The sequence below is a fragment of the Azotobacter vinelandii CA genome (assembly GCF_000380335.1).
Classification (GTDB): Bacteria; Pseudomonadota; Gammaproteobacteria; order Pseudomonadales; family Pseudomonadaceae; genus Azotobacter; species Azotobacter vinelandii.
Map to the genome: position 1 here is coordinate 4,653,377 of NC_021149.1, position 21,924 is coordinate 4,675,300.

At 61.4% G+C, this 21,924-nt stretch carries 13 protein-coding genes, 2 tRNA genes and 3 rRNA genes; 8 read left to right on the forward strand and 10 right to left on the reverse strand.

The annotated features are described in order from the left end of the window. Positions 1–113: 113 nt before the first annotated feature. Entirely contained in the window at positions 114–1,934 is a 1,821-nt protein-coding gene (gene typA, locus AVCA_RS20880) for a translational GTPase TypA (protein WP_012703058.1), read from the reverse strand. A gap of 142 nt (positions 1,935–2,076) precedes the next feature. Further along, positions 2,077–3,531 (reverse strand): tRNA uracil 4-sulfurtransferase ThiI, encoded by a 1,455-nt coding sequence (gene thiI / locus AVCA_RS20885; RefSeq protein WP_012703059.1) that lies wholly within the window; start codon positions 3,529–3,531, stop codon positions 2,077–2,079. Positions 3,532–3,855: 324 nt separating this feature from the next. Between thiI and glnA the strand changes: the two genes are divergently transcribed. The 6 genes from glnA (at position 3,856) to ahpC (ending at position 10,076) form a co-directional block, all read left to right on the forward strand. Beyond that, the gene (gene glnA, locus AVCA_RS20890) at positions 3,856–5,259 is read left to right on the forward strand and encodes a glutamate--ammonia ligase (RefSeq protein WP_012703060.1); all 1,404 of its coding nucleotides are present in this window, start codon (positions 3,856–3,858) and stop codon (positions 5,257–5,259) included. Between the two features lie 143 nt (positions 5,260–5,402). Beyond that, positions 5,403–5,912, forward strand: coding sequence for a DUF4124 domain-containing protein (locus tag AVCA_RS20895; RefSeq protein ID WP_012703061.1), 510 nt, complete (start codon positions 5,403–5,405; stop codon positions 5,910–5,912). An 8-nt stretch (positions 5,913–5,920) separates the two neighbouring features. Continuing rightward, complete coding sequence (locus AVCA_RS20900; protein WP_012703062.1) at positions 5,921–6,532, forward strand: DUF4124 domain-containing protein; 612 nt, start codon at positions 5,921–5,923, stop codon at positions 6,530–6,532. A gap of 183 nt (positions 6,533–6,715) precedes the next feature. Then, positions 6,716–7,801, forward strand: a complete 1,086-nt coding sequence (gene glnL / locus AVCA_RS20905) for a nitrogen regulation protein NR(II) (protein WP_012703063.1) — start codon at positions 6,716–6,718, stop codon at positions 7,799–7,801. Further along, positions 7,798–9,234, forward strand: coding sequence for a nitrogen regulation protein NR(I) (gene ntrC, locus AVCA_RS20910; protein ID WP_012703064.1), 1,437 nt, complete (start codon positions 7,798–7,800; stop codon positions 9,232–9,234). The genes glnL and ntrC overlap by 4 nt, the downstream gene beginning before the upstream one ends. A gap of 278 nt (positions 9,235–9,512) precedes the next feature. Next, entirely contained in the window at positions 9,513–10,076 is a 564-nt protein-coding gene (gene ahpC, locus AVCA_RS20915) for an alkyl hydroperoxide reductase subunit C (protein WP_012703065.1), read from the forward strand. A gap of 129 nt (positions 10,077–10,205) precedes the next feature. On the opposite strand, the gene AVCA_RS20920 is transcribed toward ahpC, so the two are convergent. Then, complete coding sequence (locus tag AVCA_RS20920; protein ID WP_012703066.1) at positions 10,206–12,011, reverse strand: acyl-CoA dehydrogenase C-terminal domain-containing protein; 1,806 nt, start codon at positions 12,009–12,011, stop codon at positions 10,206–10,208. A gap of 221 nt (positions 12,012–12,232) precedes the next feature. Next, the gene (bioD, locus tag AVCA_RS20925; protein ID WP_012703067.1) at positions 12,233–12,928 is read right to left on the reverse strand and encodes a dethiobiotin synthase; all 696 of its coding nucleotides are present in this window, start codon (positions 12,926–12,928) and stop codon (positions 12,233–12,235) included. A 159-nt stretch (positions 12,929–13,087) separates the two neighbouring features. On the opposite strand from bioD, the gene AVCA_RS20930 reads away from it, so the two are divergent. Next, entirely contained in the window at positions 13,088–13,909 is an 822-nt protein-coding gene (locus AVCA_RS20930; protein WP_012703068.1) for a nitroreductase family protein, read from the forward strand. Positions 13,910–14,016: 107 nt separating this feature from the next. Here the strand turns inward: AVCA_RS20930 and AVCA_RS20935 are convergent, their stop codons facing one another. Continuing rightward, positions 14,017–14,541, reverse strand: a complete 525-nt coding sequence (locus AVCA_RS20935) for a flavodoxin (RefSeq protein ID WP_012703069.1) — start codon at positions 14,539–14,541, stop codon at positions 14,017–14,019. A 381-nt stretch (positions 14,542–14,922) separates the two neighbouring features. Between AVCA_RS20935 and AVCA_RS20940 the strand changes: the two genes are divergently transcribed. After that, complete coding sequence (locus AVCA_RS20940; RefSeq protein ID WP_012703070.1) at positions 14,923–16,116, forward strand: IS4-like element ISAzvi5 family transposase; 1,194 nt, start codon at positions 14,923–14,925, stop codon at positions 16,114–16,116. Positions 16,117–16,292: 176 nt separating this feature from the next. On the opposite strand, the gene rrf is transcribed toward AVCA_RS20940, so the two are convergent. The 5 genes from rrf to AVCA_RS20965 form a co-directional block, all read right to left on the reverse strand. After that, positions 16,293–16,408 (reverse strand): 5S ribosomal RNA (rrf, locus tag AVCA_RS20945). A 161-nt stretch (positions 16,409–16,569) separates the two neighbouring features. Beyond that, positions 16,570–19,461 (reverse strand): 23S ribosomal RNA (locus AVCA_RS20950). 245 nt (positions 19,462–19,706) lie between these two features. Next, positions 19,707–19,782 (reverse strand) — tRNA-Ala (locus AVCA_RS20955). Between the two features lie 44 nt (positions 19,783–19,826). Then, positions 19,827–19,903, reverse strand: a tRNA-Ile gene (locus AVCA_RS20960). A 91-nt stretch (positions 19,904–19,994) separates the two neighbouring features. After that, positions 19,995–21,530, reverse strand: a 16S ribosomal RNA gene (locus AVCA_RS20965). Together the 16S, 23S and 5S rRNA genes with 2 tRNA genes alongside form the textbook arrangement of a ribosomal RNA operon. Positions 21,531–21,924: the final 394 nt, after the last annotated feature.

Here is a 21,924-nt window from a genome sequence, read left to right on the forward strand (position 1 = left end):
TGACCAGCTCATGGCGGGACTTGCACCCGCAGGAGTGCGCCCATGCTGGGCGCACCAGCAAAAAGCCCTGCCGGCGGCGCCGGCAGGGCTTTTTCAGCACGAAGCGTTTCGGCTCAGACCTTGCTGCGCTCGTAGCGTTTACGGTCGTTCTCGTTGAGCAGCTTCTTGCGCAGGCGGATCGACTTCGGCGTCACCTCCACCAGTTCATCCTCGTCGATGAACTCCAGCGCCTGCTCCAGGGTGAACTTCAGCGCCGGGGTCAACTGGATGGTCTCGTCCTTGCCGGAAGCGCGCATGTTGTCGAGCTTCTTGGCCTTGGTCGGGTTGATCACCAGGTCGTTATCGCGGCTGTGGATGCCGGCCAACTGGCCTTCGTAGACCTCCTCGCCGGGCGACAGGAACAGCTTGCCGCGGTCCTGCAGGGTTTCCAGCGAGTAGGTCAGCGCGGTGCCGGTGGCCATGGACACCAGCACGCCGTTCTGGCGGTGGGCCACTTCGCCGGCCTTGATCGGGCCGTAGTGGCTGAAGGTGCTGGTGAGGATGCCGGTACCCGAGGTCATGGTCAGGAAGGCGTTGCGGAAGCCGATCAGGCCTCGCGCCGGGATGGTGTACTCGAGACGGATGCGGCCCTTGCCGTCCGGGATCATGTTGGTCAGGTCGCCCTTGCGCAGCCCCATCTGCTCCATCACCGGGCCCTGGTGCTGCTCCTCGATGTCGATGGTGACGCTCTCGTAGGGCTCCTGCTTCTCGCCGGCCTCGTTCTCGATGATCACCACTTCCGGGCGGCCCACGGCCAGTTCGAAGCCTTCGCGGCGCATGGTCTCGATCAGTACGGACAGATGCAGCTCGCCACGGCCGGAGACCTTGAACTTCTCCGGGCTGTCGCCCTGCTCGACGCGCAGCGCCACGTTGTGCAGCAGTTCCTTGTCCAGGCGGTCCTTGATGTTGCGGCTGGTGACGAACTTGCCTTCCTTGCCGGCGAACGGCGAGTCGTTGACCTGGAAGGTCATGCTCACGGTCGGCTGGTCGACGGTCAAAGGCGGCAGGGCCTCGACGTTCTGCGGGTCGCACAGGGTATCGGAGATGTACAGCTCCTCCATGCCGCTGACGCAGACGATATCGCCGGCGGTGGCTTCCGGCACCTCGACGCGCTGCAGCCCGTGGTGGCCCATGATCTTCAGGATGCGGCCGTTGCGCTTCTTGCCGTCGGCGCCGACGGCGGCTACCGGACTGTTGGCCTTGACGGTGCCGCGGGCGATGCGGCCGATGCCGATCACGCCGAGGAAGCTGTTGTAGTCCAGTTGGGAGATCTGCATCTGGAACGGGCCCTCGACGTCCACCACCGGGGCCGGCACGTGGTCGATGATGGCCTGGAACAGCGCATCCATGTTGTCGTCCATCTTCTCGTGGTCGAGCCCGGCGATGCCGTTCAGGGCGCTGGCGTAGACGATCGGGAAGTCGAGCTGCTCGTCGGTGGCGCCGAGGTTGTCGAACAGGTCGAAGATCTGGTCGATCACCCAGTCGGGACGCGCGCCGGGGCGGTCGACCTTGTTCACCACCACGATCGGACGCAGGCCGGCCTTGAACGCCTTCTGGGTCACGAAACGGGTCTGCGGCATGGGGCCGTCCTGGGCGTCGACCACCAGCAGCACGGAGTCCACCATGCTCATCACGCGCTCCACCTCGCCGCCGAAGTCGGCGTGGCCGGGGGTGTCGACGATGTTGATGCGGTAGCCGTTCCACTGGATGGCGGTGTTCTTGGCCAGGATGGTGATGCCACGCTCCTTTTCCTGGTCGTTGGAGTCCATCACGCGCTCGTTCTCGGCCTCCTTGCGATCCAGGGTGCCGGAGAGCTTGAGCAGCTTGTCGACGAGGGTGGTCTTGCCATGGTCGACGTGGGCGATGATGGCGATGTTGCGCAGTTTTTCGATCACGTTTCTATCTCGATGAAAGCCTCCAGCTAAGGGCTGGACGCTGAAAAAAGGAAGGCTGGCCGGCGTCCCCGGCAGCGACGGTTCGGACGCTCAGCGGTCGGGAGGGCGGTGGCGAATACTGCCACCGAGCAGACCCGGCAACCTATGCCGGACGATAAACGCGCACATTGGCATGTCCCTCGCTCAGCAGGTGATGAGCATGCAGGCGGCTCATGACACCCTTGTCGCAATAAAGAAGGTATTGGCGGTTGCTGTCCAGTTCCTTGAAGCGGTTGTTCAGCGCATAGAAAGGCAGCGCCCGCACCTCGATGCCGGGCAACTCCAGCGGCCCGTCCTCGACCGCCTCCGGATGGCGGATGTCGAGGACGATCTGTCCGGCCAGAGCCTCGCGGACCTCCTCCACGCAAATCTCCTCGCCCAGTTCGTCGATCACCCGGTCGATCGGCACCAGGTGGGCGCGCTCCAGCGCGCGCTCGAGGATCGCCATGTCGAACTGGCGCTCCTCGTAATCGATGCGGTCACGCCTGGCGCGGGTGGTCGGATTCACCGAGATCACCCCGCAGTATTCGGGCATGTGCCGGGCGAACTCGGCGGTGCCGATGCGCGTCGCGGTGTCGATGATGTCCTGCTTGTGGCTGGCGATCAGTGGGCGCAGCACCAGCATGTCGGTGGCCGAATCGATCACCGAGAGGTTCGGCAGGGTCTGGCTGGACACCTGGGAGATGGCTTCGCCGGTGACCAGCGCGTCGATCTTCAGGCGCTCGGCGACGCGCGTGGCGGCGCGCAGCATCATGCGCTTCAGGATCACGCCCATCTGGCTGTTGTCGACCTTGCCGAGGATCTCGCCGACCACCTCCTCGAAGGGCACGCTGACGAACAGCACGCGCTGCGAGCTGCCGTACTTCTGCCAGAGGTAGTGGGCGACTTCCATCACCCCCAGCTCGTGGGCGCGCCCGCCCAGGTTGAAGAAGCAGAAATGGGTCATCAGCCCGCGGCGCATCGTCTGGAAAGCCGCCACGGTGGAGTCGAAGCCGCCGGACATCAGCACCAGGGTCTGCTCCAGGGCGCCCAGCGGGTAACCGCCGATGCTGTCGTGCTGACGGTGGACGACGAACAGGCGCTGGTCGCGGATCTCCATGCGCACTTCCACTTCCGGAGCGCTCAGCGAGACGCCCGCGGCACCGCACTGCTGGCGCAGGCAGCCGCCGACGTAGCGCTCCACCTCCATCGAGGTGAAGGGATGCCTGCCGGCGCGCTTGCAGCGCACGGCGAAGATCTTGCCGGGCAGTTGCCCGGCGTAGTGGCGCTTGCACTTCTCCAGGATGTCGTCGAGGTCGCCCAGGGGATACTCGTGCACCTCGAGGAAGTGGGCGATACCGGGCGTGCAGCACAGCCGCTCGATCATCTCGCGCAACAGGCGCGGCTTCTCGACCGCGGTCTCCACCTCGAGGTTGTCCCACACGCCCGTCACCGCCAGCTCCGGATCCAGGTCGCGCAGCACGGTGCGGATGTTCTTCGCCAGTTGGCGAATGAAGCGCTTGCGCACCGGCGGGCTCTTGATGGTGATTTCCGGGAAGACCTTGACGATGAGTTTCATGGAGGCTGCACGGGCCGGTCAGGCAAAAGAGGGGGCGGGATTATAGCGGATCTTGTTCAAGACTTGACCAACTATCGGCAAGGCGCCCACAGCGCACCAAAATGAAACAAATCTTCTGACCCAGGCACATAAACAGAGCAGAAATTTTCGCCAGAATAGCCGGTACCGGGCAGGCCCGACCGGCGAAGAATTCCCCTACTCCGCCAAGGTAGTGGCATGAAACTTGCTCCCTTGTGGCGCGGCTTGCCTTGGCGGATGATCGCCGCCCGGTTTTACCCGAATTCCCGAGGGTCTTTTCGAGGCTCTCTCCACCTGGAGGACAATATGTCGAAGTCGCTTCAACTGATCAAAGAACATGACGTGAAGTGGATTGATCTCCGCTTCACCGACACCAAAGGCAAGCAGCAACACGTAACCATGCCGGCGCGTGACGTGGACGACGACTTCTTCGAATACGGCAAGATGTTCGACGGCTCCTCCATCGCCGGCTGGAAGGGCATCGAAGCCTCCGACATGATCCTGATGCCGGACGACAGCACCGCCGTGCTGGATCCGTTCACCGAAGAGCCGACCCTGATCATCGTCTGCGACATCATCGAGCCCTCGACCATGCAGGGCTACGATCGCGACCCGCGCGCCATCGCCCGCCGCGCCGAGGAATACCTGAAGTCCACCGGCATCGGCGACACCGCCTTCTTCGGTCCGGAGCCCGAGTTCTTCATCTTCGACGAAGTGAAGTACAAGTCCGACATCTCCGGCTCCATGTTCAAGATCTTCTCCGAACAGGCTGCCTGGAACACCGACGCCGACTTCGAAGGCGGCAACAAGGGCCATCGTCCGGGCGTCAAGGGCGGCTACTTCCCGGTTCCGCCGGTCGACCACGACCACGAAATCCGCACCGCCATGTGCAACGCCCTGGAAGAGATGGGCCTGAAGGTCGAGGTTCACCACCACGAAGTGGCCACCGCCGGCCAGAACGAGATCGGCGTCAGCTTCAACACCCTGGTGGCCAAGGCCGACGAAGTGCAGACCCTGAAGTACTGCGTGCACAACGTCGCCGACGCCTACGGCAAGACCGTGACCTTCATGCCGAAGCCGCTGTACGGCGACAACGGCTCGGGCATGCACGTGCACATGTCCATCGCCAAAGACGGCAAGAACACCTTCGCCGGCGAAGGCTATGCCGGCCTGTCCGACACCGCCCTGTACTTCATCGGCGGCATCATCAAGCACGGCAAGGCGCTGAACGGCTTCACCAACCCGTCGACCAACTCCTACAAGCGTCTGGTCCCCGGTTTCGAAGCTCCGGTCATGCTGGCCTACTCGGCCCGCAACCGTTCCGCCTCCATCCGCATCCCCTACGTCAACAGCCCGAAAGCCCGCCGCATCGAAGCGCGCTTCCCGGACCCGTCGGCCAACCCCTACCTGGCCTTCGCCGCGCTGCTGATGGCCGGCCTGGACGGCATCCAGAACAAGATCCATCCCGGCGATGCCGCCGACAAGAACCTGTACGACTTGCCGCCGGAAGAAGCCAAGGAAATCCCGCAGGTGTGCGGCAGCCTGAAGGAGGCCCTGGAAGAACTGGACAAGGGCCGCGCCTTCCTGACCAAGGGCGGCGTCTTCTCCGACGACTTCATCGATGCCTACCTCGAGCTGAAGAGCGAAGAGGAAATCAAGGTGCGCACCTTCGTGCACCCGCTGGAATACGACCTGTACTACAGCGTCTGATCCAGCCGGCGATACTCTGGAAGGCCTCCTCGGGAGGCCTTTCTTTTTTGAGTGATCGCCATAACGCTTCGAGAAGACCGGACTTGCCAGCCCTGCAGTCGCGGCGCAAGGTTTCGTCCGACGTCTTTCGCGGAAATCAGCCCATGCGCAGTGCATTGCCCAGCCTGCTCCTGCTGCTGGCTCTTCCGGCCGGCGCACAGATATACAAATACCTCGACGCCAACGGCAATCCGGTCTTCAGCAGCCAACCGCCCGAGGGAGTGGCGGCGGAAAAGGTCGAGCTGCCGACCCCCAGCATCGTCATCCCGCCGCCTCGTCCACCGGAAGCGGTTCTGCGCGAAGAGCAATCCGAGAAGATCGGCTATAGCCGCCTCGAACTGACCGGTATTGCGGACGGCGAGTCCCTGCGTGCCAACGACGGCAGCTTTGCCGTCGAGGTGGCCATCGAGCCCGGGCTGCGCCCTGGACACAGCCTGCGCCTGCTGCTGGATGGCCAGCCCTACGGCCAGCCCGGTCGCGCCACACGCCTGGAGTTGGTCAATGTCGAGCGTGGCGAACACAGCCTGGCGGTGGAAGTGCTCGCGGGCGAAGACGCCCTGCAGCGGAGCTCTGCGCTGCGCTTCACCGTCCAGCGGGTCCATCGGCGCAGATAGAGGTCTTCGTGCGAATCCTCCCCTTCTCCCTCGCCCTGCTCGCCTTCCCGGCAACGGCCGGGATCTACAGCCAGCTCGACGAACAGGGCAACCGGGTCTTCACCAACCGGCCACTGGACGGCGCATCGGCGATCCACCTGAGTCCGACCAACAGCATGCCCGCCCCGGCCACGGCAGAGCCGGCACCGGGAAAACCCAGCGACCGGACGAAGAAGCCCGGCTACCGCTGGCTGCGCATTCTCGCTCCGGAACCCGACGCCACCGTGCGCGATGCCGGTGCGCTGACAGTGACCGCCGTCAGCGAGCCCGGCCTTCATCCCGGCCATCGCTACCGGCTGCGGCTCGACGACACGCCAGTCGGCCCGGGCGGATCGGGACCGGTCTTTTCCCTGGACAACCTGGAACGCGGTACCCATTCGCTGGCCGTGGACATCCTCGACGCCGAAGGCCGCCTTCTGGAAAGCAGCCCCGAACAGGCCGTGCACGTGAAGCGCCCCTCGCTGATCCAGAAACGCCTGGCCAGGCCCTGCCAATTCGCCGATTACGGTGTACGCCCGGAGTGTCCGCAAAAGGACAAGCCAGCCCAGAAACGAGACATCCCCTACATCCCTTTCCTGTAGGTTTCGCCCTGTTTTGGGGCGGCTCACGTCCTGTCCTTACTATAATGTTTCCATATTGGACCATCCGTCGTGCGCAAGGCGCGCCAAAAGCCGGCATGGAGCACGCTCTTCCATCGCCTCGAAAATTCCGGTGCGTTTTTTGCATTTGCCGACCCGATGCCGGAGCCCTGGTAGAGCCAGCCAATGCCTGATAACGACAACCTGCACCGACTGTTGCTGGATAACCTGACCACTGCCACCATCCTGCTCGACGGCGAGCTGCGTCTGGAATACATGAATCCCGCCGCGGAAATGCTGCTGGCCATCAGCGGCCAGCGCAGCCACGGACAATTCATCAGCGAGCTTTTCACCGAATCCCCCGAAGCCCTGGTTTCCCTGCGCCAGGCCGTGGCCGAGGCGCATCCGTTCACCAAGCGCGAAGCCCAGCTGACGTCGCTGACCGGCAAGACCCAGACGGTGGACTACGCGGTGACACCGGTCATCTGCCGTGGCCAGACCCTGCTGTTGCTGGAGGTCTACCCACGCGACCGCCTGCTGCGGATCACCAAGGAAGAGGCCCAGTTGTCCAAGCAGGAAACCACCAAGCTGCTGGTACGCGGCCTGGCCCACGAGATCAAGAACCCGCTCGGCGGCATCCGCGGCGCGGCCCAGTTGCTGGCCCGCGAACTGCCGGACGAGGCCCTGAAGGACTACACCAACGTCATCATCGAAGAGGCCGATCGCCTGCGCAATCTGGTGGATCGCATGCTCGGCTCGAACAAGTTGCCGTCCCTGGTATGGACCAACGTCCACGAGGTGCTGGAGCGGGTCTGCAGCCTGGTGATGGCGGAAAGCGAGGGGCGCATCGTACTGGTGCGCGACTACGACCCGAGCATCCCGGAATTGATGATCGACCGCGAACAGATGATCCAGGCGGTGCTCAATATCGTACGCAACGCCATGCAGGCGTTGACCGGCCAGAGCGACCTGCGCCTCGGTCGAATCCATCTGCGCACCCGGACCCTGCGCCAGTTCACCATCGGCCACGTCCGCCACCGCCTGGTCTGCCGGGTGGAAATCATCGACAACGGCCCCGGCATTCCCGCCGAACTACAGGAAACCATGTTCTATCCCATGGTCAGCGGTCGCCCGGACGGTACCGGGCTGGGCCTGGCCATCACCCAGAACATCATCAGCCAGCACCAGGGCCTGATCGAATGCGAAAGCCATTCCGGCCATACCCGCTTCTCGATCTACCTGCCGCTGGACCCAGGAGCCTCATCCTCATGAGCCGAAGCGAAACCGTGTGGATCGTCGACGACGACCGCTCCATCCGTTGGGTCCTGGAAAAGGCCCTGCAACAGGAAGGCATGACCACCCAGAGCTTCGACAGCGCGGACGGCGTGCTCAGCCGCCTGTCCCGCCAGCGGCCCGACGTGATCATCTCCGACATCCGCATGCCCGGTGCCAGCGGCCTCGAGCTGCTGGCGCAGATCCGCGAGCATTACCCGCGCCTGCCGGTGATCATCATGACCGCGCACTCCGACCTGGACAGCGCGGTGGCCTCCTACCAGGGCGGTGCCTTCGAATACCTGCCCAAGCCGTTCGACGTCGACGAGGCGGTGTCGCTGATCAAGCGTGCCAACCTGCACGCCCAAGAGCAGCAGGGGCTGGAGGTGCCAACCATCCAGGCCAACACTCCGGAAATCATCGGCGAGGCGCCGGCGATGCAGGAGGTATTCCGTGCCATCGGCCGCCTCTCCCACTCCAACATCACCGTGCTGATCAACGGCGAGTCCGGTACCGGCAAGGAACTGGTCGCCCATGCCCTGCACCGTCACAGCCCGCGTGCCAAGGCCCCCTTCATCGCGCTGAACATGGCGGCGATCCCGAAGGAACTGATGGAGTCCGAGCTGTTCGGCCATGAGAAGGGTGCCTTCACCGGCGCCGCCAGCCTGCGCCGCGGACGCTTCGAGCAGGCCGACGGCGGCACCCTGTTCCTCGACGAGATCGGCGACATGCCGGCCGACACCCAGACACGCCTGTTGCGCGTGCTGGCCGACGGCGAGTTCTATCGGGTCGGCGGTCACACGCCGGTCAAGGTCGACGTACGAATCATCGCCGCCACCCATCAGAACCTGGAAAACCTGGTGCAGGCTGGCAAGTTTCGCGAGGATCTGTTCCATCGCCTGAACGTCATCCGCATCCACATCCCGCGCCTCTCCGACCGTCGCGCCGACATCCCCGCACTGACCCGGCATTTCCTCAACCGCGCCGCCGTGGAACTGGCGGTCGAGCCCAAGACGCTCAAGCCGGAAACCGAGGAGTACCTGAGCAATCTGCCCTGGCCCGGCAACGTGCGCCAACTGGAGAACACCTGCCGCTGGATCACCGTGATGGCCTCGGGCCGCGAGGTGCACATCGACGACCTGCCGCCGGAACTGCTCAGCCATGCCCAGGAGAACGCGCCGGCCAGCAACTGGGAACAGGCCCTGCGTCAGTGGACCGATCAGGCCCTGGCCCGCGGTCAGTCGAACCTGCTGGACATCGTCGTGCCGGCCTTCGAGCGGGTGATGATCGAGAGCGTACTCAAGCACACCGCCGGACGCCGTCGCGATGCGGCCCTGCTGCTCGGCTGGGGACGCAACACCCTGACGCGCAAGATCAAGGAACTCGGCATGAACGTAGGCGGCAGCGACGAGGAAGACGGCGACGAGGGCTGAGCCCTCTCCCCTCATCGATCCGGCCCGTCGTCCTGCGCGGGCCGTTTTCACACTGGCCACGACGCACATGTCGCAGCACGGGCCATGGAGACAATCTTTTCGACATGCAGGGCTTGTATCGTGAAGCGGCCAGCCCCATATCGGCCATTCGGCATATGCCATCGCCGAAACCTTCGATTGATTGGAACAATGAACCCCATACGGTCAATCAATGAAGGTTTTTCCCTGGATCGCGTAACATCGCCCCTGTTTTTCCATCCACAAAAAGGAGTTCGCAGATGTCTCTGATCAACACTGAAGTCAAGCCGTTCAAAGCCACCGCCTACCACAACGGCAAGTTCATCGACGTCACCGAAGCCGACCTGCAAGGAAAGTGGTCCGTATTCTTCTTCTACCCGGCCGACTTCACTTTCGTCTGCCCGACCGAGCTGGGCGACCTGGCCGACAACTACGCCGAATTCCAGAAGCTGGGCGTGGAAATCTATGCCGTGTCCACCGACACCCACTTCACCCACAAGGCCTGGCACGACAGCTCCGAGACCATCAAGAAACTGCAGTTCCCGATGGTCGGTGACCCGACTCTGGCCATCTCCCGCAATTTCGAAGTGCTGATCGAGGAAGCCGGTCTGGCCGAACGTGGCACCTTCGTCGTCGACCCGCAGGGCAAGATCCAGATCATCGAGCTGAACGCCGGCAACATCGGTCGCGATGCCAATGAACTGCTGCGCAAGATCAAGGCTGCCCAGTACGTCGCCTCCCACCCGGGCGAAGTCTGCCCGGCCAAGTGGAAGGAAGGCGAAGGCACCCTGAAGCCGTCCCTGGATCTGGTCGGCAAGATCTGAGCCGTCACGGACCCACGCACCGCGGGACCGAAAACCAGTCCCCTTTGCATATGAAAAACGCCCGGCCGCGATGCGACCGGGCGTTTTTCATTGCCGCCTGTCCTGAAACCTTGGGCAGGACGCCGGTCCTCAATAGCCCAAATCGAAATCCTCCGCCGCCATTTCCATCAGCGGGCCGGCACCGCTGAGCATGGCCTCCACGTGCGCACGGGTGCGCGGCAAAATGCGGGCGAAGTAGAAGCGTGCAGTCTGCAGCTTGGCATTATAGAAAGCCGCCTCGCCGCTGCCGGCAGCCAGTTTCTGCTGGGCCACACGTGCCATGTCTGCCCAGAAATAGGCCAGACAGACATAACCGGAATACATCAGGTAATCGACTGCGGCAGCCCCTACCTCTTCGCGGTCCTGCATCGCCTGCATACCGATCTTCAGGGTGATGTCGCCCCACTCCTTGTTCAGCCGGGCCAGCGGCTCGACGAAGACCCTGAGTCCCTCGTCTTCGGCGTGGGCCTTGCAGAACTTGTGCACGATCTTGGTGAAGACCTTGAGCGACTCGCCCTGGGTCATAAGCACCTTGCGCCCGAGCAGATCCAGCGCCTGCACGCCGGTGGTCCCTTCGTAGAGCATGGCGATGCGGCTGTCGCGCAGGTTCTGCTCCATGCCCCATTCGCGAATATAACCGTGCCCGCCATAGACCTGCAGGCCGAGGCTGGAGGCCTCGAAGCCGGTCTCGGTCATGAAGGCCTTTGCAATCGGCGTGAGGAAGCCCAGCAAAAGGTCGGCCGCTGCACGCTCCGCGGCGTCCTGGCTGCAACGGGCAATGTCCACCTGCCTGGCGGAAAAATACAGCAGTGCCCGATTGCCCTCGGCGAAGGCCTTGATGGTGAGCAGCATGCGCCGCACGTCGGGGTGCACGATGATCGGGTCGGCGGGCAGTTCCGGTGCCTTCGGACCGCTCAGGGCACGCATCTGCAGGCGCTCACGGGCGTAGCGGATCGCCCCCTGGAAAGCCACCTCGGCATGCGCCAGGCCCTGCAATGCGGTTCCCAGGCGGGCGGTGTTCATGAAGGTGAACATGCAGTTGAGGCCCTTGTTCGGCGGGCCGATCAGAAAACCGGTAGCGCCGTCGAAGTTCATCACGCAGGTGGCGTTGCCATGGATGCCCATCTTGTGCTCGATGGAGCCGCAGGAGACCTGGTTGCGCGCACCCAGCCCACCATCGTCGGCCGGCAGGAACTTCGGCACGATGAACAACGAAATGCCCTTGGTTCCGGGAGGGGCGTCGGGCAGGCGGGCCAGCACGATATGCACGATGTTCTCCGCCAGGTCATGTTCGCCGGCGGAAATGAAGATCTTGGTGCCGCTGACCCGATAGCTGCCGTCGGCCTGCGGCTCGGCACGGGTGCGCAAAAGCCCCAGGTCGGTGCCGCAATGCGGCTCGGTCAGGCACATGGTACCGGTCCACTCGCCGGACACCAGTCTGGCCAGATAGGTCGCCTTCTGCTCCCCGGTACCATGGGCCGACAATGTATTCATCGCCCCCTGGGCCAGCCCCGGGTACATGCCCCAGGCCCAGTTGGCTTCGCCGATCATTTCGGTCATGGCGACGCCGAGGGACTCTGGCAAACCCTGGCCACCATGCTCGACGGCATGCGCCAGACTCGGCCAGCCGCCCTCGACGAAACGCCGGTAGGCCTCCTTGAAGCCAGTCGGGGTCTTCACTCCGGCCTCACTCCAACTACAGCCCTCGAGATCCCCCACCCGGTTGAGCGGCGCGATCACCTCCTCGCAGAAGCGCGCGCCCTCCTCGAGGATAGCGTCCACCACATCGGGCGAGGCATCCGCCCCACCAGGCAAGCTCCGGTAGTGAGCCGGGTAGTCGAGCAATTCATCGCGAACGAAACGGATATCCCGCAAGGGGGCCTTGTAGTCGGGCATGGCGATACCTCGGCGACTCGGATCAAAGGTATGGACAGCTCTGCGATCACGGAAGACAACCCCCTATCCCCACAGAGCCTCGCCCCATCATTGCACGTATTGTTTCCGATACCTATTTTAGCCCGTGCCTGTCAGGCAGCAGTCATCTTGGCGAAGAAGCGGCCGGCTCCGTACGAAACGGGGCAATCCTGGGAATGCATTCGGCGCCGGGCAATTCTTGTTCATACCTTGGAACTCAGGCCGAGCGGGGCTAGGTCGAGATACCGGGCCACGGCTGCCGGCGTGGCTTCCCGCAACCGGGGGATCCGTCCCAGACAGGGTGCCGGCAGACGCTCGGCAAGAGTCGCGAGATTCTCGTCCAGGCGCGAAGCATGCGAATCGACGATGTTGGCCACCCAGCCAGCCAGCATCAGCCCGTCGCGGGCGATCGCCTCGGCGCTCAACATTGCATGGTTGATGCAGCCCAGGCGCACACCGACCACCAAGATCACCGGTAGACCGAGGGCCACAGCCAGGTCGGACAAGTTTTCACGCCCGGACAAGGGTACCCGCCAGCCACCGGCACCCTCGACCAGGGCAAAGTCGGCTCCACGCGCCAACATCAGTCGCACCGATGGAAGCAGAGCCGCCACCGTCAGTTCGACACCGGCCTCGCATGCTGCCAAGTGCGGAGCTATGGCAGGAGCGAAGGCGAACGGGTTGACCTCGGCATAATCCAGCGTCAGCGAACATTCGCCGAGCAGCGCCAAGGCATCGCCATTGCGCAACCCTGCGGGCGTGCCCTCACAGCCGGAGGCGACGGGCTTGGCAGCCACAGTAGACAGACCTGCCTGCCGGGCAGCATGCAAAAGGCCACAGGCGACAGTGGTCTTGCCGATGTCGGTGTCGGTGCCGGCAACAAAAAAGGCGTGACTCACGACATTCTCCAATTGATTGAAAATCAGGCAGATCCGCCCATCGACAAGCACAGGTTATCAGCATAGAGCGAGCCGCTATTTCACCGCATTGCCACCTGGCTTTATGGTGAGAAGCCTTTTGTACAAGACCTTGCATCGACTCAGGATGAGGATCCATCAATGTCCGAAGCCCCCACCGACCTCCTGCAACAACGCTATGGCTCAGAAGCCAGTCCCGCCGTGATCGATAATCCTATCATCACTGCCCTGCTCGCCCACCGCAGCGTCCGTGCCTACCTCGACCGGCCATTGCCGGCAGGAACACTGGAGACCCTGCTGGCTGCAGCCCAATCGGCCGCGACCTCCTCCAATCTGCAGGCGTGGAGCCTGCTGGCCGTCGCCGATCCCGAACGCAAGGCCCGCCTGGCCGCTCTCGCCGGTAATCAAGCGCATATCCTCCAAGCGCCGCTGCTGCTGGTCTGGCTGGCGGACTTCTCCCGCATCCGTCGCCAAGCGGACCTACAAGGCGCGGAGCTGGAAGCGGTGGATTACCTGGACAGTTTCCTGGTCGCCAGTCTCGACGCTGCCCTGGCCGCACAGAACGCCGCGGTCGCCGCCGAATCCTTGGGTCTGGGAACCGTTTATATCGGAGCCTTGCGCAACCGACTTTCCGAGGTCATTGAAGAACTGCGCCTACCACCTCTGGTGTATCCGGTCTTCGGCCTCTGCGTTGGCTACCCCGACCCCGTCCACCCGGCGGCCATCAAGCCGCGCTTGCCACAGGAACTGGTGTTGCACCGGGAAACCTACAGGGTATCGCCCACGGAAGCCGGCTCGGTCGAGGGCTACGACCGCATCCTCGCGGATTTCTACAGGCAACAGGGCCTCCCTAGCGCCAACTGGAGCAGCCAGGCGATAGAGCGGCTGAAGAAAGTGGAAACCCTGAATGGCCGGGAACAGATCGGCCAACGCCTAAGAAAGCAGCAGTTCGAACTGCTGTGAAAGCCATTAGCCGAATGCCGCAAAACCAGCGCAGCAGTTTTGCGGCATTCGGGAAAATGCCCCAGCTCCGGGGGCTGGGCGATCAAAAGCAGGCCCTGGGTACTCGATCAAGCCGGCAGGAACTCTTCCTGTAGCACGGCGATCCAGCGCTCAAGACGCTCGTCGGTCTTATCCACCTCGTTGATTTTGTCGAACGGCAAGCCTACAAACTTGCCGTCACGCACGGCAAAGGAATACTCATAGGTATAACCATCAGTCGGGAAGCTACCGACCAAGGCAGCACCGCGTGCCTTGAATTTATCGTACAGCACGCCCAATGCACTGACGAACTGCTCACCGTGAGAAACATAGTCGCCGGCACCGAACAGGGCGATCGTCTTGCCGGAAAAGTCGGGCTTCTCGTTGTCCAGTTCGAGCAGCGGATCACGCCAGTCGTTCTGCACCTCGCCAGATCCCCAAGTGGAGCAACCGAACAGCAGGTGGTCATATTTCAGCATATCGTCGAAATCGACGAAGTCCTCTTCCATGTTGTACAGATCGCAGCGTTCCTCGCCCAAGAGCTCAGCAAGCTTTTCAGCCACTTTCCCGGTAACGCCGGAGGAGCTGCCATAGAAGATGCCGATACGTGACATACCGTGTTTCCTTTTTGAATGAAACGATTGAATTTGTGTATTACCAAAATCGAGCAGGAGTTCGGTACTCTCATCCTATTCAAACGATACAACGCTGGGCTCGGCTCTTACACGAGACAGCCAACGATGTATCTGGTAGGACGACAAGGAGAAGCAAGCCAGTGAAATACCGAGCCGCTACGGGCGGCAAAAAATAAGAATTATTGTCAAATTTCCGGTCACGCTTCGTCAAGTCCCAAGGGTAGGTGTCGCACGAGAAGGGTACCGACCCTGAGTGATCCCCTGAAATTTCCCAGAAAAATCAGTTAGGTAGGGCTTGAACAGGCCTGCATGGGTGGGCGACGTTGGTTGTCGCCAAACAAAAACAGCGTCCCCCGCCCCATGCAGACCGTCCAATTCTTGCACGCCGCCTTCGCCGAGGCACTCCCCACGATCCATGCCCGCCGTCTCGAAGCCTTGATGGCGGCGGTAGCCGCCCTGCTGCAGGGCCGCCGCCTGACCCTGACCGCACTGGGGCGCTCTCTGCCCGGCTCTGCCTGGCCCAGGCAGGCGATCAAGCGGATCGACCGCCTGCTCGGCAACCGGCAGCTTCAAGCCGAACGTGGCTTGTTCTATTGGGTCATGCTCCGCGCCCTGCTGGGCTCGCTCAGGCATCCGTTGATCCTGGTGGACTGGTCGCCGATCGATGCCACCGGCAACCTGTTCCTGCTGCGAGCGTCGATGCCGCTGGCCGGGCGCTCGTTGCCGGTCTGCGAAGTCGTCCCCCCGCGCGAAGGCTGCCCGCGTTGCCAGCGGCGCCTGCTCGAGGCCCTGGCGGCGATGCTGCCGGCCGACTGCACGCCCATCCTGGTCACCGATGCGGGCTTCCGGCGGCCCTGGTTCCAGGCCGTCGAGGCGCAGGGCTGGCATTACGTCGGCCGCGTGCGCAACCGCGACCTGTGCCGGCTCGGCGAGCAGTCGTGGCAGCCGGTGAAAAGCCTGTATGCCCTGGCCTCGGCGTCGCCGAAACGGCTCGGTCGTCTCGAGACGACGCGCTCGGCGCCCTGGTCCACCCAGCTCTGCGCGGTGAAGCATCCATCGCGGGGGCGCAAGCACCGGCGCGTCACCGGACGCGTGGCCCGGGACAAACGCAGCCGGCAGAACGCCCGGCGCGAAAGCGAGCCCTGGCTGCTGGCCAGCAACCTGCCCGAGGCGCAGTGGAGTGCCGCGCAGATCGTGGCGATCTACAGGCGGCGCAGGCAGGTCGAGGAAGGCTTCCGCGACCTGAAGAGCCATCGGCTGGGGATCGGTCTGGGGCTGCGTCGCAGCCGCTGCCCGCGGCGCATCGAGATCCTGCTGCTGATCGCCGTGCTGGCCAACTACGCGCTGTGCCTACTGGGCCTGCAGGCGCGGGAGGCGGGGCACGAACGGCATTTCCAGAGCAACAGCCTCAAGGACCGGCACGTGTTGTCGCTGTGGCGGCTGGGGCTGGAGTATGCACGCCGTTACGCGGGAGACCTTTCCCGGGAGAAGCTACGGAATCTGGAGCTGGCCCTGCGGCGGGAGGTCCACCGGCAAGCGCTGGAGCTGGGGTGATTTTGTGGGGATCACTCAGGGACCGAACGGAACAGCGGCGCGCCCGGAGGAAAACGGCCGGGGCGCCACCCGACGGGCCTGCGGAGAGAGACGAGCCCTTGCCGGGGCGGACCTACGAGCCAGGGCCAAGCAAAAACCCCCGGACCGATGACTCGGTCCGGGGGTTCGCAAAAGGCGCTTGACGATGACCTACTCTCACATGGGGAAACCCCACACTACCATCGGCGATGCGTCGTTTCACTGCTGAGTTCGGGATGGGATCAGGTGGTTCCAACGCTCTATGATCGTCAAGCAATTCGGTTGCCGCCGTGTCGATGACACGACAGCCAATCGGGTAGGTGATAGCGGTAGCCTGTTTCCGGCAGCGTGCGGTCCAGCCAAATCTTCGGCCTGTCGGCTGCGCCCTCTCCGTGCCGCCCCGCTGGGGCTGGCAACAGATTGTTTGGGCGTTATATGGTCAAGCCTCACGGGCCATTAGTATGGGTTAGCTCAACGCCTCACAACGCTTACACACCCCACCTATCAACGTCGTAGTCTGCGACGGCCCTTCAGGGAGCTCGAGGCTCCAGTGAGATCTCATCTCGAGGCGAGTTTCCCGCTTAGATGCTTTCAGCGGTTATCTCTTCCGAACGTAGCTACCCGGCAGTGCCACTGGCGTGACAACCGGAACACCAGAGGTTCGTCCAACCCGGTCCTCTCGTACTAAGGTCAGCCCCTCTCAAATCTCAAACGTCCACGGCAGATAGGGACCGAACTGTCTCACGACGTTCTAAACCCAGCTCGCGTACCACTTTAAATGGCGAACAGCCATACCCTTGGGACCGGCTTCAGCCCCAGGATGTGATGAGCCGACATCGAGGTGCCAAACACCGCCGTCGATATGAACTCTTGGGCGGTATCAGCCTGTTATCCCCGGAGTACCTTTTATCCGTTGAGCGATGGCCCTTCCATACAGAACCACCGGATCACTAAGACCTACTTTCGTACCTGCTCGACGTGTCTGTCTCGCAGTCAAGCGCGCTTTTGCCTTTATACTCTGCGCGTGATTTCCGACCACGCTGAGCGCACCTTCGTACTCCTCCGTTACGCTTTGGGAGGAGACCGCCCCAGTCAAACTGCCCACCATACACTGTCCTCGATCCGGATGACGGACCGGAGTTAGAACCTCAAGCATGCCAGGGTGGTATTTCAAGGATGGCTCCATGGGAACTGGCGTCCCCACTTCAAAGCCTCCCACCTATCCTACACAAGCAGGCTCAAAGTCCAGTGCAAAGCTACAGTAAAGGTTCACGGGGTCTTTCCGTCTAGCCGCGGATACACTGCATCTTCACAGCGATTTCAATTTCACTGAGTCTCGGGTGGAGACAGCGCCGCCATCGTTACGCCATTCGTGCAGGTCGGAACTTACCCGACAAGGAATTTCGCTACCTTAGGACCGTTATAGTTACGGCCGCCGTTTACCGGGGCTTCGATCAAGAGCTTCGCTTGCGCTAACCCCATCAATTAACCTTCCGGCACCGGGCAGGCGTCACACCCTATACGTCCACTTTCGTGTTTGCAGAGTGCTGTGTTTTTAATAAACAGTCGCAGCGGCCTGGTATCTTCGACCGGCATGGGCTTACGGAGTAAATCCTTGACCCTCACCGGCGCACCTTCTCCCGAAGTTACGGTGCCATTTTGCCTAGTTCCTTCACCCGAGTTCTCTCAAGCGCCTTGGTATTCTCTACCCGACCACCTGTGTCGGTTTGGGGTACGGTTCCTGGTTACCTGAAGCTTAGAGGCTTTTCTTGGAAGCAGGGCATCAACCACTTCGCCTTCGTAAAGGAAGGCTCGTCATCGGTTCTCGACCTTGACCACCCGGATTTGCCTGAGTGATCGGCCTACCGCCTTAAACTTGGACAACCAACGCCAAGCTGGCCTAGCCTTCTCCGTCCCCCCATCGCAGCAACCAGAAGTACGGGAATATTAACCCGTTTCCCATCGACTACGCTTTTCAGCCTCGCCTTAGGGGCCGACTCACCCTGCGTCGATTAACGTTGCGCAGGAACCCTTGGTCTTTCGGCGTGGATGTTTTTCACACCCATTGTCGTTACTCATGTCAGCATTCGCACTTCTGATACCTCCAGCAAGCCTCTCGACTCACCTTCACAGGCGTACAGAACGCTCCTCTACCGCGCATCTTGCGATGCACCCGTAGCTTCGGTGCCTGGTTTGAGCCCCGTTACATCTTCCGCGCAGGCCGACTCGACTAGTGAGCTATTACGCTTTCTTTAAAGGGTGGCTGCTTCTAAGCCAACCTCCTAGCTGTCTAAGCCTTCCCACATCGTTTCCCACTTAACCAGGACTTTGGGACCTTAGCTGACGGTCTGGGTTGTTTCCCTTTTCACGACGGACGTTAGCACCCGCCGTGTGTCTCCCGTGCTGGCACTTGCCGGTATTCGGAGTTTGCATCGGTTTGGTAAGTCGGGATGACCCCCTAGCCGAAACAGTGCTCTACCCCCGGCAGTGATACACGAGGCGCTACCTAAATAGCTTTCGAGGAGAACCAGCTATCTCCGAGCTTGATTAGCCTTTCACTCCGATCCACAAGTCATCCGCTACCTTTTCAACGGGAGTCGGTTCGGTCCTCCAGTCAGTGTTACCTAACCTTCAACCTGCTCATGGATAGATCGCCCGGTTTCGGGTCTATACCCAGCGACTTGGCGCCCTATTAAGACTCGCTTTCGCTACGCCTCCCCTATACGGTTAAGCTTGCCACTGAATATAAGTCGCTGACCCATTATACAAAAGGTACGCAGTCACCCAACGAAGTGGGCTCCCACTGCTTGTACGCATACGGTTTCAGGTTCTATTTCACTCCCCTCTCCGGGGTTCTTTTCGCCTTTCCCTCACGGTACTGGTTCACTATCGGTCAGTCAGGAGTATTTAGCCTTGGAGGATGGTCCCCCCATGTTCAGACAACGTTTCACGTGCGCCGTCCTACTCGATTTCATTGACCAGGGACTTTCGTGTACGGGGCTATCACCCGCTACGGCGGCACTTTCCAGAGCCTTCCACTAATCCCAAGCCAACTTAAGGGCTGCTCCCCGTTCGCTCGCCACTACTAAGGGAATCTCGGTTGATTTCTGTTCCTCAGGGTACTTAGATGTTTCAGTTCCCCTGGTTCGCCTCTTGCCCCTATGGATTCAGGACAAGATACCCGGCTTGTGCCGGGTGGGTTTCCCCATTCAGAGATCGCCGGATCACGGGCCGTTTGCCGCCTCCCCGACGCTTATCGCAGGCTACCACGTCTTTCATCGCCTCTGACTGCCAAGGCATCCACCGTATGCGCTTCTTCACTTGACCATATAACCCCAAGCAATCTGTGGCCTCGCGGCCGTGCCTGGCTGGTGTGAAGACGACATTTGCCGAACATTTGCGCTTGAACTCGCACATTTGCCTTGACCACGCCGATCGCAGTGAAACAATCGACGCGTCGTACTTCTATCACATACCCGAATTGTTAAAGAACGGTTCTGGCGCAAAGACCAGAAATCAGCATTCGCCCTATGGGAAATGCTCATTTCTAAGCTTTCAGCGATGGTGGTGGGTGGTGGAGCCAAGGAGGATCGAACTCCTGACCTCCTGCGTGCAAAGCAGGCGCTCTCCCAGCTGAGCTATGGCCCCTCTTGCCTTGCGCGAGGTCGACACCGGCCACGACCCTTGACAATTGGTGGGTCTGGGCAGATTCGAACTGCCGACCTCACCCTTATCAGGGGTGCGCTCTAACCAACTGAGCTACAGACCCAATCGTCTCACTCTCGGGTCTAGACCCAATCGCTGTTTGCCAGGGAATCAAGCAATTCGTGTGGGTGCTTATGATAAGCCGGATCTTCGATTAAGGAGGTGATCCAGCCGCAGGTTCCCCTACGGCTACCTTGTTACGACTTCACCCCAGTCATGAATCACTCCGTGGTAACCGTCCTCCCGAGGGTTAGACTAGCTACTTCTGGAGCAACCCACTCCCATGGTGTGACGGGCGGTGTGTACAAGGCCCGGGAACGTATTCACCGCGACATTCTGATTCGCGATTACTAGCGATTCCGACTTCACGCAGTCGAGTTGCAGACTGCGATCCGGACTACGATCGGTTTTCTGGGATTAGCTCCGCCTCGCGACTTGGCAACCCTTTGTACCGACCATTGTAGCACGTGTGTAGCCCTGGCCGTAAGGGCCATGATGACTTGACGTCATCCCCACCTTCCTCCGGTTTGTCACCGGCAGTCTCCTTAGAGTGCCCGACCGAATCGCTGGTAACTAAGGACAAGGGTTGCGCTCGTTACGGGACTTAACCCAACATCTCACGACACGAGCTGACGACAGCCATGCAGCACCTGTCTCTGCGCTCCCGAAGGCACCCATCAATCTCTTGAAAGTTCGCAGGATGTCAAGGCCAGGTAAGGTTCTTCGCGTTGCTTCGAATTAAACCACATGCTCCACCGCTTGTGCGGGCCCCCGTCAATTCATTTGAGTTTTAACCTTGCGGCCGTACTCCCCAGGCGGTCGACTTAATGCGTTAGCTGCGCCACTAAGCTCTCAAGGAGCCCAACGGCTAGTCGACATCGTTTACGGCGTGGACTACCAGGGTATCTAATCCTGTTTGCTCCCCACGCTTTCGCACCTCAGTGTCAGTATCGGTCCAGGTGGTCGCCTTCGCCACTGGTGTTCCTTCCTATATCTACGCATTTCACCGCTACACAGGAAATTCCACCACCCTCTACCGTACTCTAGCCCAGTAGTTTTGGATGCGGTTCCCAGGTTGAGCCCGGGGCTTTCACATCCAACTTGCCGAACCACCTACGCGCGCTTTACGCCCAGTAATTCCGATTAACGCTTGCACCCTTCGTATTACCGCGGCTGCTGGCACGAAGTTAGCCGGTGCTTATTCTGTCGGTAACGTCAAGACGCTTGGGTATTCACCGAGCGCCCTTCCTCCCAACTTAAAGTGCTTTACAATCCGAAGACCTTCTTCACACACGCGGCATGGCTGGATCAGGCTTTCGCCCATTGTCCAATATTCCCCACTGCTGCCTCCCGTAGGAGTCTGGACCGTGTCTCAGTTCCAGTGTGACTGATCATCCTCTCAGACCAGTTACGGATCGTCGCCTTGGTGGGCCTTTACCCCACCAACTAGCTAATCCGACCTAGGCTCATCTGTTAGCGTGAGGCCCGAGGGTCCCCCACTTTCTCCCGTAGGACGTATGCGGTATTAGCGCGAGTTTCCCCGCGTTATCCCCCACTAACAGGCAGATTCCTAGGCATTACTCACCCGTCCGCCGCTCGCCGGCAACCCGAAGGTCCCGCTGCCGCTCGACTTGCATGTGTTAGGCCTGCCGCCAGCGTTCAATCTGAGCCATGATCAAACTCTTCAGTTTCAATTCGTTCGGATCCTAAGATCCCAAACTTGGCTCAGCAATCGCCATAACTCATGAATTCACGAGTCGCTTGGACTTGCTGACTGTCTTGCGATGCCAGGCTTGCCACAAGCGCCCACACGAATTGCTTGATTCCACTTTGTTAAAGAGCGTTTCGACCGGGCTTCCCCGTCCGAGGCCGCGCATTCTACCGCAGCCCGTGAACCTGTCAAGCGTTTCGATACGTGTTTCGCATCCGCTTCGCTGACCCTTTCCTGCCCTGCCTCACGGCCAACCCTTTGATTTTCAAGGGCTTGCCCTGCTGGGCGGAAAGTGGGGCGCATTATAGGACCTGAAAACGGAACGTCAACACTTAATTCAAACTCTTTTAAATCAGGCCGGCAGCCACGAGCGG

Excerpts from the sequence above, each read along its gene's own strand:
- thiI (WP_012703059.1), bottom strand. The coding sequence starts at position 3,531 with ATGAAACTCATCGTCAAGGTCTTCCCGGAAATCACCATCAAGAGCCCG.
- glnA (WP_012703060.1), top strand. The coding sequence starts at position 3,856 with ATGTCGAAGTCGCTTCAACTGATCAAAGAACATGACGTGAAGTGGATT.
- AVCA_RS20895 (WP_012703061.1), top strand. The coding sequence starts at position 5,403 with ATGCGCAGTGCATTGCCCAGCCTGCTCCTGCTGCTGGCTCTTCCGGCC.
- glnL (WP_012703063.1), top strand. The coding sequence starts at position 6,716 with ATGCCTGATAACGACAACCTGCACCGACTGTTGCTGGATAACCTGACC.
- ntrC (WP_012703064.1), top strand. The coding sequence starts at position 7,798 with ATGAGCCGAAGCGAAACCGTGTGGATCGTCGACGACGACCGCTCCATC.
- ahpC (WP_012703065.1), top strand. The coding sequence starts at position 9,513 with ATGTCTCTGATCAACACTGAAGTCAAGCCGTTCAAAGCCACCGCCTAC.
- AVCA_RS20920 (WP_012703066.1), bottom strand. The coding sequence starts at position 12,011 with ATGCCCGACTACAAGGCCCCCTTGCGGGATATCCGTTTCGTTCGCGAT.
- AVCA_RS20930 (WP_012703068.1), top strand. The coding sequence starts at position 13,088 with ATGTCCGAAGCCCCCACCGACCTCCTGCAACAACGCTATGGCTCAGAA.
- AVCA_RS20935 (WP_012703069.1), bottom strand. The coding sequence starts at position 14,541 with ATGTCACGTATCGGCATCTTCTATGGCAGCTCCTCCGGCGTTACCGGG.
- AVCA_RS20940 (WP_012703070.1), top strand. The coding sequence starts at position 14,923 with ATGCAGACCGTCCAATTCTTGCACGCCGCCTTCGCCGAGGCACTCCCC.